This window comes from Ruegeria sp. YS9 (assembly GCF_024628725.1).
GTDB classification, from domain to species: domain Bacteria; phylum Pseudomonadota; class Alphaproteobacteria; order Rhodobacterales; family Rhodobacteraceae; genus Ruegeria; species Ruegeria atlantica_C.
Window position 1 is genome coordinate 2,732,785 of the sequence record NZ_CP102409.1, and the last position, 12,108, is coordinate 2,744,892.

A 12,108-nucleotide genomic window follows, 5' to 3' on the forward strand; every position below is an offset into this window, starting at 1 on the left:
CCATGGCCCCCAAGACCGGAGAGATGCTGCATCTGCGCGGAAATGCCCTGAGCAAGGGCGAACCTGTGGCGCTGCCGCTGACCCAAAGCAGCATGTACCACCTGCCGGGCGCCCCGGACGGACAGGCGAGTTACGGCCGGGTGGACAACCCGACCTGGGTGCATCTGGAACATGTTCTGTCGCATTTGGAAGACGCACCGTGCCTCAGCTTTCCCTCGGGCATGGCGGCGATTTCCGCGGCGCTGTTTGCCACCGTAAAGGCCGGGTCACGCCTGCTGATCCCCTCCGACGGCTATTACGTGACGCGCCTTTTGGCCGATCGTTTCCTGTCGCGGCTGGGTGTGATTGTTGAAGAACGCCCCACCATCGCCTTTGCCGAAGGCGGTTTTGACGGATTCGATGTTGTCTTTGCCGAAAGCCCCTCGAATCCCGGGTTGGACATGATCGATCTGACAACGGTCGCGGATCAGGTGCGTGCTGCCGGGGGCGTAACCATTGCCGACAACACGACGATGACGCCGCTGGGTCAGCGCCCTCTGGATCTGGGCATCGATGTGGTCGTCTCGTCCGATACCAAGGCGATGGGCGGGCATTCCGACATGCTGATGGGCCATGTGGCCAGCCGCGACAGCGACATCATGGAACGGGTCGGGGAATGGCGAAAAGTCTCCGGCTCGATTCCGGGGCCACATGAAGCATGGCTGCTGCATCGCGGCCTTGAAACTCTGGACGTTCGGTTCGACCGGATGTGCAGCTCGGCTGAAGTATTGGCCGAACGCCTGGCAGCACATCCCGCAGTGAAACGGGTTCGCTATCCCGGGCTGGCCGATGACCCGTCGCACAAACTGGCGCAAGAGCAGGCCACACGGTTCGGCTTTCTACTGTCCCTGACGCTGAACAGCGAAGACCAGGCCGAAGCCTTCATCAACAATTGCCCGCTTCTGCGCCCGGCCACGTCATTCGGGGGCGTCCACAGCTCGGCCGAGCGGCGCGCGCGTTGGGGCGACGACGTTGATCCGGCCTTCATCCGCCTGTCCGTCGGATGCGAACCAGTGGACGAACTATGGCACGCTATCGAAACCAGCCTGAACGCTGTGTGATTACTTTTTGGGTTCACGCAGCTCTTTGAACACGTAGATCGGCAGCACCACGCTGGCGATCAACGCCCCCAGCCAGACCAGCAGCGTCGCAGCCAGCAGGTTCGAAACCCCGCCAACGGTCAGCCCGGCGGCAACCAGGTCGGTCACGAAAAGGCCCACGAAGGTCACGATCAAGGCGATACCGCCCTTCAGGGCAGGTGCTTTCTTTTCGCCCAGTTTCAGGATCAGCGGTTCGGCCACAACCTGCACAACGGTGAAGACAATCACCACTACGATGAACGAGATCGGCTTGATCGCAAATCCAGACAAGATCAGAGAGGCAAGCAACAACCCAATGGCATTCCCGGCCAGCAAAGCCAGGGCGGATTTTATTCTGCGCGTCATGCGGCGATCTCCGTCAATCAATAGGTACAAACATGCAGATACTATCAGGCCTGCGGGATTTTACGAAACAATTCAATCGCCTCTTTCGTTTTACCCGTTGAAATCGCATGGTAGAACACCTTCATCCTGATCAAACCTGTCCCTGACCTGAGAGAGTGATATGAGCGACGACCCCTACACCGTTCTTGGTGTCTCGAAGGACGCCAGCGCAGCCGAGATCAAGAAAGCCTACCGGCGCATTGCCAAGGATTGCCATCCGGATCTGAAACCGGGCGATGACGCGGCCGAGGCCAAGTTCAAGGCCGCTGCCGCAGCCTATGATCTATTGAAAGACCCTGAAACACGTGCGCGTTTTGACAACGGGGAAATAGACGCCTCGGGTCAAGAGCGCCCGCAACAGCAGTATTACCGAGAGTATGCCGAGGCCGCTGGAAACCCCTATCGGGGGCGTCAGGCGGATCCCGACGACATGTCAGACATCTTCGCCGAGTTCATGCGCGGTCGCGGCGGTTTTGGCGGTCAGCGCAGCCACGAGTTTCACGCTCCGGGTCACAATCTGAACTACACCCTGCAAATCAGCTTTCTGGACTCCGTGTTCGGCGCCAGTCAGAAATTGACCTTGCCGGATGGGGACCGGATCGAGGTCAAAATCCCGGCCGGTATCACCGACGGCCAGACCATCCGGTTGCGCGGCAAAGGCGCGCCGGGATATGGCGAAGGCCCTCCGGGTGACGCTCTGGTGACGGTTTCGGTCGCCAAGCACCCGGTTTTTGAACGTCATGGCGACGACATCCATATCACGCTGCCGATCACAATCGACGAGGCCATTCTGGGCGGAAAAGTCCCGGCCCCGACCATTGACGGCGGTGTGAATGTCAACGTGCCAGCGGGCACCAGCAGCGGCAAAACGCTCCGGTTGCGCGGCAAAGGCGTGAAAAAGCGCGGCTCGTCCGGCCGTGGGGACCAGCTGATTGAGCTGACCATTGCGACACCGGACAAGATCGATGATGAACTGAAGCAGTTCATGGAAACCTGGCGTCAAAAGCATCGCTATGATCCGCGGAAAGGAATGCAGCTATGACCCTGACCGAAAAGGAACTGATCGAAACGGTCACCCGCCTGACCTCGGACCGCCTGACCGAATACCTGGCGGCGGAAATCGTGATTCCGGAACAGTCGGATCAAGGGCTGGTTTATCAAAATATCGACGTCGCCCGTCTGGAACTAGCCTGCGAGTTGCACGAACAGTACGACATGGAGGCCGATGCACTGTCGATGATGATCTCACTGATCGACCAGTTGCACGGGCTGCGGGCCGAACTGCGCGAAGTTCTGAATGCAATCGAGGCGCAACCCGAACCTGTGCGGCAGCAACTGGTCAAGGTCATCGGTACAGCGCGATTCCGTCGCAGATAACGGGGTTTTGGACTCAGAACATTTGGATTAGAAGGCCGGCTTGATCCTTTGACAGGTGGCGCCATGACCCAGTCCAGATCTGAATTGCTGATGCCTGCGGGCAATCTGCGCAAGCTTAAACTCGCTGTCCTCTACGGGGCGGATGCGGTGTATCTGGGCACGCCCGATATGTCGCTGCGCACAAAATCCGAGTTCTCGCTGGAAGAGGTGATCGAAGGGGTCGAGTTCTGCCACAGCCATGGCCGGCGCGCCTATCTGACGCTGAACCTGTTTTCGCACAACAAGGACATCCCGAAGCTGGACGAATATATCGACACGGTCCGCAAGGTGCAGCCGGACGGGTTGATCATCGCCGACCCCGGCGTGTTCCAGTACGTCCGCGACCGCGCGCCGGAACTGCCGCTGCATATCTCGACCCAGGCCAATATCTGTTCGTGGCTGTCGGTGAAGTTCTGGCAGGACCAGGGCGCCGAACTGGTGGTGCTGGCGCGCGAGGTTTCCTACCCCGAACTGGTGGAGATCCGTGAAAAATGCCCCGACATCAAGCTCGAGGCCTTCGTCCACGGTGCCATGTGCATGACCTATTCGGGCCGCTGCCTGCTGTCGAACTTCATGGCCGAGCGCGGCGCCAACCAGGGCAATTGCGCCAATTCCTGCCGCTGGAACTATGCGCTGAAGCTGCGCCTGAAGGATGGCACCCATCAGGAATTGCGGATCACCGAGGAAAACGCCGACCTGTTCGAATTCCTGCTGGAAGAAGGCTGCCGCCCCGGTGATCTGATGCCCATCGAAGAGGACGATCGTGGCTCGTACATCCTCAATTCGCGCGATCTGTGCATCATGCCCAAGCTGGACGAATACCTGAAGATCGGCGTGGACAGCCTCAAGGTCGAGGGGCGCGGTAAATCGGAATATTATGCCGCCATCGTCGCGCGCGCCTATCGCATGGCCATCGACGACTACTATGCCGACCCCGAGAACTGGGACCCGAAACCCTATATGCGCGAGCTGGAGACCGTGGGAAACCGCGGCTATACGCTGGCGTTCCACGAAGGGCGGCTGACCAACTACGCCCATGATTACGAGCACACGGCGTCCATCGCGCAGTGGGAATATGCCGGGATCGTCACCGAAGTGACCGAGGATGCGTTTCTGGTCGAGGTAAAGAACAAGCTGGAACCGGGCGATGTGCTGGATTTCGTCTCGCCGATCTCGCGCGAGACGGTTCTGCTGCGGGTCTATGATTTCGAACGCGCATCCGATGGTGCGCGGATCGACGTGGTGCATGGCAGCACCAAAACAGTGATCCGCCTGCCCTTCACCCTGTTCGACCACGAGGATACCGACGACCTGCGCACCCGGTTCCCCGCCTATTCCGTTCTGCGCAAGGAACGCGCCCTGACCGACGAACACTGGAGCCGCATTCGGTTCGACAAGCTGGTGCAGGGATTGGAAACCTCGGGCCGCGACAATCCCGCGGCCTATGCGCGCCGCCGCGACGAACTGGTCGAGAAGATCGGCGAAGACGGCAACGAACGCCGGTTCAAGACCAACCGCATCGGCACCGAAGGCTGCTGCGGCAAGGGCTGCAACGGTTGCCTGATCTTCTGGCAGGACGACAAATACGCGCTGGCCCGGGAAGTTCTTTCAAAGCGCAAACAAGGCGAGCAGCTCAGCCGCCGCGAGGCGACGGAATTGAAGCTGCCGGGCGAAAATGCCTGAGTTGGCTCAATCGCGCGTCCGATAGTCTTCCGGCACGTAAAACGTATAGTCCCGATCTGCCACCTGTTCGTGACAGACATGGCAATACGCCACGGCGCCGGCGCGGTCGCCCATAGTGTCCCCAAACACCGAGCCGTCTGGCAAGACCATGATGTAACGCCAATCCGCCGTGTCCGGGCTGGCACCTTCTGTCAGTTTCTCCATTATGAACATGGCACCGGGATGTACGTGACCTTCATCCGTCACGGTCATGCTGTCCTTGGCAAGAACCGACCCCATGGGAAGTTCTTCACCTTCCTGCAACGTCCCGTAGTTATGCGCCATGCGATTGGCATAGCTGTTCACATACCGCTGCCCATGGGTTGCCGAAATATAGGGCGCATCGTTGAAAAGCGGCCAGCTTTGGTAGTTTAGGATCAGGTTCAATTGTGCCACGGCGTAGCCACGCGCCATGCGGCGATTGAGCGATCGGTAGTGTTCCAAAGCCTCTTGTTTGCTCAGCTCGGCAGGGTTTTCGATCGCGATATGAGCGTTCTGGCCGTCAGCGAAGGCCAAGCCTGAACCCGAGAGGATAGCAAGCGCAGCGGCACCAAAACGGATGATCGAAAAAGAACCTGCATTCATAATCGTGGCCCACCTGAAAATCAGTTCACCCGAGCGCATTCTGCACCACCTGGAACAGTCTAGCGGAATCGCAAAAACTTGCCATCTCTGACCCAAACACCTCACCGCCTTGTGCATCGAATTGAAGAGGCAAATTCAGAAACGGGCACTGGAAATATAGCAAATTATGCATGTGGTTTCAGCATCTGAAACATTAAGTTTGCACAAAACACTTTTGACGTGCAGACAGAGCCAGAAAACACTTAAGGCGCGATCCGATCAAGCCAAGCCGAGATCGACCGAACCCTATTGGTTCAGGCCCGTTTCGGCCTCGATTTGTTTGCGTGATTTGCGCGCCCGCTCGGTTGCCGACTTCAACTGACCACAAGCTGCCATGATGTCCTCACCGCGCGTCTTGCGGATCGGCGAGGCATAGCCGGCCTGATAGATGATGTTGGCGAAAGCGCGGATACGGTTGTTCGAGCTGCGCTTGTATGGTGCCCCGGGCCATTCGTTGAACGGGATCAGGTTGATCTTGGCCGGAATGTTGTGGCGCTTGATGTGATCGATCAGACGATGCGCATCTTCGTCACTGTCATTCACACCATCCAGCATCACATACTCAAACGTGATCCGTTCAGAGTTCGAAGCATTGGGATAGCTGGCCAAAGCTGTCAGCAGTTCCTCGATGTTCCAACGTTTGTTGATTGGCACCAGAATGTCGCGCACCTCGTCAGTGGTGGCGTGGAACGAGATCGCCAGCAGGCACCCGATTTCCTCGGCCGTGCGCGCGATTTCGGGCACCACGCCCGAGGTCGACAGGGTAATCCGCCGGCGCGACAGGGAAATCCCCTCGGGGTCCATGGCGATCTTCATCGCGTCGCGGACGTTTTCGAAGTTGTAAAGTGGCTCACCCATGCCCATCAGAACGATGTTCGACAGCAGGCGGGTTTCGTCCTTGGGTGCGCCGGGGGTTGGCCATTCCTCAAGATCGTCGCGCGCCATCATGATCTGACCGACGATTTCGGCGGATGTCAGGTTTCGTACAAGTTTTTGGGTTCCGGTATGGCAGAACGAACAGGTCAGCGTGCAGCCCACCTGAGACGAGATGCACAGGGTTCCGCGATCTTCCTCGGGGATATAGACCACCTCGACCTCATGCCCGCCGGCGATGCGGCACAGGTATTTGCGGGTGCCATCCTCGGACACCTGACGCGTCACCACCTCGGGGATTTCGATGACGAAATGCTCGGCCAGTTGTGCACGATAGGCTTTGGCGAGATTTGTCATCTGGGCAAAGTCGCGCACACCCCATTGATAGATCCATTGCCAGATCTGGCCTGTGCGCATCTTGGCCTGTTTCTCGGGCGTGCCGTGTTCAATCAAGGTCTCGCGCAACCTGTCGCGCGAAAGACCGACAAGGTTTACCTTCCCGTCGGGCAGTTTGCGCGGGATGGTCATGACGTCTTGGGTGATCGGCGCTTTGGGCGACATTGGCGTATCTCAAAGGAATCGGGCTTGGGATGCGCCTCTATATAGGAACGCCGCCAAAGATCAAAAGGATTCGTGCAGCCCAGGTGTCAGTTCACGAACCGAAGCAGCTCGGCCACCCGGGCCCGGCCCAGCTCGACCCGGCACGAGGAGACCGCGATGCCCGTGCCCGATCCGCCGCCATAGGACGCACCAACCGCCTCGCATTGTGCGTCGCGGTAGGCTTTCCAAGCCTCCTGGGATGCCTCGAGCGCCGGCAGGGCCAAGGCCCGTCCGGTGACGTCGTCCAGATCTCTGGCCGCATCTGCTGCAAATCCTAAGGCCTCGGTCATTGCGGCCGCGACATTGGTCTCGGCCTGCCCGACACAGGCACCGATTTCAACCTGTGATCCGGCACCGGAACATTCCAACGCAGGGTCTGCGAGTCCCGGTACCGGAAGAAGAAATACTGCCCAAACCCAACGCATGGCTCACCCCTCACCTGTCTGCTCACGCAGTTGAAGCGAACCTTGGCGCAAAGGCAAGGCCCGGGCAGGTTTTGGGCGTGCGGCGTTTACACCCCTGCCGGCGGAATGAAGCAATCCTCGGCATCCAGCTCCTTGACCGGATCTTCCGGGCCACATTGCTCGCCCGATATTGGGTAGGAATCCGCGGTCTTTTCGCAAGCGCTCAGTACTGCGACCGATGCGGCCAGAACCAGAGTGATCCAAGTTTTCTGTTTCATCACGATGTCCTCTCTCAGTGGCTGAACCACTTAGTTCACATTGCCGGATGAGAAACTTTGACACGGATCAAAACTGGCAGATGACCATACGTCAAAAGCCCCGCAACCAGGCGGGGCCTTTTGAACAATCGGCGCGATAAGATCAGTTGGTGCAGCGCTTCTCAGCGTCTTCAATCGCTGCGGTAAAGCCCAGCAGCGAGAAGGTGTCTTTCGTCTGCGTCCCGCGCTCGGACCGGGCGGTCAGAACAGCCTCGGTTCCGCGCTTCAGGGCGGTGATGATCTTGGCATCATCCGCATCCGATGCGGCCCAGGCCCATTCGCCTTCCGTGAACAGTTCGAACTCGGTCCCGTCCACGTTCAGGTTCACCGTCGAACCCGCGGCAAACGGGTAGCCGCCGGTAAAGGTCAATTGGCCTTTCACCTCGGCATTCGGACGAAAGAACACAAACAGAAGGATGTCGCTGCGCCGTACGGAAACCACGCGCCCACCACGGGTGTTCACGGTTTCCTTGGGTGCCGAGACGCTCCAGCATTCGGTGGGATCGTCTTCGACAAAAACGCTCCAATCCGTTTTTGCAGCAACACGGTTTGTGCTTGTCGCCTGTTGGGCGATTGCAGAAGTTGCGGCGATGCCTGCCACACACAGGCCCGCTATCGTGCGAACGAGCATTGATCCCATTTGTCCAGCCTCCTAGCTCGACCCTTACCTCATACCCATCGGACACGTCTGCGAACCCTGCCGGTTCGTCTATTCGTTTGCGTCTTCCGATGTTTGCCGACATACACACACTAACGCAGGTTTCGCCACAGGCGAAAGGGCGATTGGCAGAATTTTGCGCATAAATTTCGGAGGTCCAGATGACGCAGCCCGTACCCATGACAGAACTTTGGCGCGGTGCACTGCTGGAAAGTCTGCATCTGGGTCATGCGGTTGTTTGCGATGATACGGGCCAGATCGTGCGCAGTTGGGGTGACCCGCAATCCGTCATATACCCGCGGTCATCCGCCAAGATGATCCAAGCGCTTCCGTTGGTCACATCGGGGGCGGCGGCGAAATACGGGCTGACCAGCGAGCACCTGGCATTGGCCTGCGCCTCGCATAACGGTGCGGCGATCCACACGGATCGCGTGACGGCGTGGCTGGACCATCTGGGGTTGAACGAGCACGATCTGCGGTGCGGCCCACAAGAGCCCGCCGACACGGCCGCACGGGACCGGCTGATCCTGGCGGACGATACGCCTTGCCAGATCCACAACAATTGTTCCGGCAAGCATTGTGGCTTTCTGACTCTGGGCCAGCATATGGGCGCAGGTCCGGAGTATCTTGAGATTGATCACCCGGTACAACAGGCCTGTCTGTCTGCCATCGAAGAAACGACGGGCGAGACCAGCCCGGCATACGGCATCGATGGCTGTTCTGCCCCGAATTTCGCCACATCTCTGGCGGGTCTGGCGCGGTCGATGGCATGGTTTGCCAGCGCTTCGGACAGGTCTGATCGCTCCAGTGACGCGGCAGCTCAGCTGGTGGCCGCGATGGTGAAACACCCGGAACTTGTTGCCGGTGAGACCCGGGCCTGCACCGAACTGATGCGCGCGATGAACGGACGTGTGGCCATCAAGACCGGGGCCGAGGCCGTGTTCGTGGCCATCATCCCGGAAAAACGCATGGGCGTTGCGCTGAAGATCACCGATGGCACCACCCGCGCCAGTGAATGCGCAATTGCCGCGATACTGGTAAGCCTTGGCGTGCTGGAGGCCGATCACCCGGCCACCCGCAAATTCATGAACGCCACGCAATACAGCCGTCGCGGGCTGGAATGCGGCGTGATCAAACCTGCGACGGGTTTCCCCGACTAAGGCCCTTACATCTCGATTTCGTGGATTTCGGCCACTTCAACCGAGCCTGTGCCGTTGACGACCATCGGGCAGCCCTTGGCCATCTCGGTCGCAGCGTCGATATTGTCAGCCTTGATCACCGTGAAGCCCGAGGCCGGGTTTGCGCCGCCGTTATCGACCACGCCATTGTTGCTGACGGTGTAAGACTGCCCAACCGGGTTTCCGGGGATATCGAGGGCGTCGCCCATGTTTTGAAACCAAGCCCCCCAGGCGGCCATGGTCGCCTCGATCTCGGCGGGGTCGGTCGGGGTGTGACCCCCATGATAGACAAACAAAAATTGGGGCATATCTCTCCTCCCTGATGAATATCTATTTGCAAAGTGCTTCGAGTTTGCGCAGCGAAGACGTCCAACCCTGATTGTGGTTCGCGGCTGCTTCGGCATCGGCCAGTTCCCGGTGGTCCAGCACAAGGCGGGCACCGTTTTCGGTTGCGGCAACGGAAAGGGTCACATGGCTTTCGGCACCGCGTTGATCCTGATCGTCATGCCAACCCCATGTAAAACCCACCGACTTCGGCGGGTCGACATGCGTGACGTGGCCCGAGACCTTGTATTGCTGGCCCTCGCTATTCTCCATCACCGAATACCAAGGGCCGGTGCGTGAGAAATCCAGGTTGTGGTCCGGCACGTGCATCCCCTCGGGGCCCCACCATTGCAACAGCTTGGAACCATCACTGATCCACGCAAACAGTTCTTCGGGACTGACGGGGAATTCCCGTTCCAGTTTCAGGTCGGCCATGAATTCTCCCTTTCGATAATATCGCTCAGACGGTCGAGGCTGCCTTCCCAGAATTGCCGCTTGGAAATCGTCCAGTCGGCAATCGCCCGCAACCCTTCGGATCGGATGGAATACATCCGCTGTGTGCCTTGCACACGCTGCTGCACCAACCCGGCCTCGCGCAACACCTTGAGGTGGCGCGAAATCGCGGCGCCGGACATGCCGCGCCCTTCGATCAGATCACCGGCAGGCAGTTCGCCCTGCTCCATCAATTGCTCGACAATCGAGAACCGGGTGGCATCGGACAAAGCGGAAAACGTGGTCAGAAGTGTGCTCATACCCATTATTTAACACAAATGTTAAATAAAAGATAGCCCTGATCAGCCGCCCACAAAATCGGCGCGGCTATAGCCTTGCAGGTAAAGCAGCGCCGTCAGGTCGCCGTGATTCACCCGCACATCACATTGTGCGGCCACGGACGGCTTGGCGTGAAGGGCAACCCCGGCCCCGGCCCGGCCAAGCATGCCAAGGTCATTGGCCCCGTCACCCACGGCGATCACGTCACTTTCCGACAGGCCAAGCCGGGCCGTAATCTGCTCGAGCGCTTCGATCTTGGCCTGACGCCCCAGAATAGGACGCGCGACGTCTCCGGTCAGCTTGCCATCTTCCGCCAGCAAAGTGTTGGCACGGTTTTCATCGAATCCCAACAGCTCTGCCACCCGCGCGGTAAAGGCCGTAAAGCCACCGGACACCAACGCTGTATAGGCCCCGTTTGCCCGCATCGTCGCCAGCAATTCCCTGCCTCCGGGCATAAGGGTGATCCGTTCCCGCAACACTTTGCCGATGACGCTTTCATCCAGATGCTTCAGCAAACCAACCCGCTCGATCAGGGCACCTTCGAAATCAAGCTCTCCGTTCATGGCGCGGGCCGTTATGTCCTTGACCCGGTCGCCAACGCCGGCCTCATCCGCCAGCTCGTCGATGCATTCCTGCTGGATCATCGTGCTGTCCATATCGGCCAGCAGCATCTGTTTGCGCCGTCCTTGCGAAGGTTGCACGATCAGGTCCACCCCCATCCCTTGCAGGTCTGCCCAAACGTCCCAGCGATTGTCGGGGATGGCGTTCAACTCGAACTCTGCCGCCTCATCCGGGTTGAGCCAGAGGACCTCTCCACCGCCCCAGGCATTGCGCAAGGACTCAGCCAATGCGCTGTCCAGCGACGGCGCTGCCGGATTGGTCAGCAAAGTGGCGACATACATATTCAATCTCCAGTGTCCTACCCGAAAGGGGTGACTTAAGGGGTCAACGGTAAACGGCCCTGATCGGTCAATTCCCAGCAGGTCTGCCCTTCGAACACCGCGACACCCACCGGGCGTCCGTATCCGGCGCCAGTGTCCAGATTGACGCGATTGCCATAATGCGTTGCCTGATCCACCGGGGTATGGCCATGCACGATCAGCTTGGGATGCGGGCCCGGATGGGCATGGAAATCCTGCCTGATCCAGACCAGATCGTTGGCGCGCTGCGCGTTGAGCGGCACGCCCGGGCGAATGCCTGCGTGAACAAAGGCAAGCTCGGGCGTCTGATGCATCAGAACCAGATCGCGCAGAAAGGTCCGGTGCGATTTCGGCACCGCCGCCTGCGCCATCCGATGCAGGTCTTCCAGACGAATCTGGCCTTCGAATTCAACACCATAGCTGCGCAGGGTCTCGACCCCACCCAGCCTTTCATGCAGCCAGTGATATCCTACAAGCAAATGTGGATCGTGACGCGGCGTATCCTCCATGAACCAGGCGAACATGCGATCGTGATTGCCCAGCAGAGTGATCCAGTTCAGGCCCGCATCGCGCCCGGCAATCAGACGCTCGACCAGCCCGCGACTGTCCGGTCCGCGATCCACGTAATCCCCCAGAAACACGATCTGGGCATCCGGGCCGCCATCGCCCTGGATCAGAGACAGCGCGCGTTCCAGCTCGGCCACCTGCCCGTGCAGATCACCAATAACGTAGACAGGCTGTGTCATAGATCCTCCGACGGTAGGGTCAGCTCGCTTGT

16 protein-coding genes are annotated in these 12,108 nt (G+C 59.3%); 5 read left to right on the forward strand and 11 right to left on the reverse strand.

Going from position 1 to position 12,108, the window contains the following annotated elements:
* The first annotated feature begins 2 nt into the window (after positions 1-2).
* Positions 3-1,100: a cystathionine gamma-lyase gene (locus NOR97_RS13835; RefSeq protein ID WP_257599459.1), complete on the forward strand. Its 1,098-nt coding sequence runs from the start codon at positions 3-5 to the stop codon at positions 1,098-1,100.
* On the opposite strand, the gene NOR97_RS13840 is transcribed toward NOR97_RS13835, so the two are convergent.
* The gene (locus NOR97_RS13840) at positions 1,101-1,484 is read right to left on the reverse strand and encodes a hypothetical protein (protein ID WP_117871931.1); all 384 of its coding nucleotides are present in this window, start codon (positions 1,482-1,484) and stop codon (positions 1,101-1,103) included.
* Between the two features lie 160 nt (positions 1,485-1,644).
* Here NOR97_RS13840 and NOR97_RS13845 point away from each other — a divergent pair, with 160 nt between their 5' ends.
* The 3 genes from NOR97_RS13845 (at position 1,645) to NOR97_RS13855 (ending at position 4,622) form a co-directional block, all read left to right on the forward strand.
* Positions 1,645-2,565 (forward strand): J domain-containing protein, encoded by a 921-nt coding sequence (locus tag NOR97_RS13845; protein ID WP_257599461.1) that lies wholly within the window; start codon positions 1,645-1,647, stop codon positions 2,563-2,565.
* Positions 2,562-2,900, forward strand: coding sequence for a hypothetical protein (locus NOR97_RS13850; RefSeq protein ID WP_170345537.1), 339 nt, complete (start codon positions 2,562-2,564; stop codon positions 2,898-2,900). The genes NOR97_RS13845 and NOR97_RS13850 overlap by 4 nt, the downstream gene beginning before the upstream one ends.
* Positions 2,901-2,963: 63 nt before the next feature.
* Complete coding sequence (locus tag NOR97_RS13855) at positions 2,964-4,622, forward strand: U32 family peptidase (protein ID WP_257599462.1); 1,659 nt, start codon at positions 2,964-2,966, stop codon at positions 4,620-4,622.
* Positions 4,623-4,628: 6 nt separating this feature from the next.
* Here the strand turns inward: NOR97_RS13855 and NOR97_RS13860 are convergent, their stop codons facing one another.
* From NOR97_RS13860 to NOR97_RS13880, 5 genes are all read right to left on the reverse strand, one after another.
* Positions 4,629-5,246, reverse strand: coding sequence for a cytochrome P460 family protein (locus tag NOR97_RS13860; RefSeq protein WP_257599463.1), 618 nt, complete (start codon positions 5,244-5,246; stop codon positions 4,629-4,631).
* A gap of 285 nt (positions 5,247-5,531) precedes the next feature.
* Complete coding sequence (gene rlmN / locus NOR97_RS13865; protein ID WP_257599464.1) at positions 5,532-6,719, reverse strand: 23S rRNA (adenine(2503)-C(2))-methyltransferase RlmN; 1,188 nt, start codon at positions 6,717-6,719, stop codon at positions 5,532-5,534.
* 86 nt (positions 6,720-6,805) lie between these two features.
* Positions 6,806-7,183, reverse strand: a complete 378-nt coding sequence (locus tag NOR97_RS13870) for a lysozyme inhibitor LprI family protein (RefSeq protein WP_257599465.1) — start codon at positions 7,181-7,183, stop codon at positions 6,806-6,808.
* 86 nt (positions 7,184-7,269) lie between these two features.
* Positions 7,270-7,440, reverse strand: a complete 171-nt coding sequence (locus tag NOR97_RS13875) for a hypothetical protein (RefSeq protein ID WP_170345532.1) — start codon at positions 7,438-7,440, stop codon at positions 7,270-7,272.
* 142 nt (positions 7,441-7,582) lie between these two features.
* Positions 7,583-8,119, reverse strand: a complete 537-nt coding sequence (locus tag NOR97_RS13880; RefSeq protein WP_257599466.1) for an invasion associated locus B family protein — start codon at positions 8,117-8,119, stop codon at positions 7,583-7,585.
* A gap of 179 nt (positions 8,120-8,298) precedes the next feature.
* Here NOR97_RS13880 and NOR97_RS13885 point away from each other — a divergent pair, with 179 nt between their 5' ends.
* On the forward strand, positions 8,299-9,297 hold the full coding sequence (locus tag NOR97_RS13885) for an asparaginase (RefSeq protein ID WP_170345530.1): 999 nt from the start codon (positions 8,299-8,301) through the stop codon (positions 9,295-9,297).
* A gap of 5 nt (positions 9,298-9,302) precedes the next feature.
* On the opposite strand, the gene NOR97_RS13890 is transcribed toward NOR97_RS13885, so the two are convergent.
* From NOR97_RS13890 to NOR97_RS13910, 5 genes are read right to left on the reverse strand one after another with little or no spacing between them, the layout of a single operon-like run.
* Positions 9,303-9,623 (reverse strand): YciI family protein, encoded by a 321-nt coding sequence (locus NOR97_RS13890; protein ID WP_170345529.1) that lies wholly within the window; start codon positions 9,621-9,623, stop codon positions 9,303-9,305.
* A gap of 22 nt (positions 9,624-9,645) precedes the next feature.
* Positions 9,646-10,074, reverse strand: coding sequence for an SRPBCC domain-containing protein (locus NOR97_RS13895; protein WP_257599467.1), 429 nt, complete (start codon positions 10,072-10,074; stop codon positions 9,646-9,648).
* Positions 10,062-10,391, reverse strand: coding sequence for a helix-turn-helix transcriptional regulator (locus NOR97_RS13900; protein ID WP_117872947.1), 330 nt, complete (start codon positions 10,389-10,391; stop codon positions 10,062-10,064). Before NOR97_RS13900 ends, NOR97_RS13895 begins: the two co-directional genes overlap by 13 nt.
* A 42-nt stretch (positions 10,392-10,433) precedes the next feature.
* Positions 10,434-11,312, reverse strand: a complete 879-nt coding sequence (serB, locus tag NOR97_RS13905; RefSeq protein ID WP_257599468.1) for a phosphoserine phosphatase SerB — start codon at positions 11,310-11,312, stop codon at positions 10,434-10,436.
* Between the two features lie 35 nt (positions 11,313-11,347).
* Entirely contained in the window at positions 11,348-12,076 is a 729-nt protein-coding gene (locus NOR97_RS13910; protein WP_257599469.1) for a metallophosphoesterase, read from the reverse strand.
* Positions 12,077-12,108 lie beyond the last annotated feature (32 nt).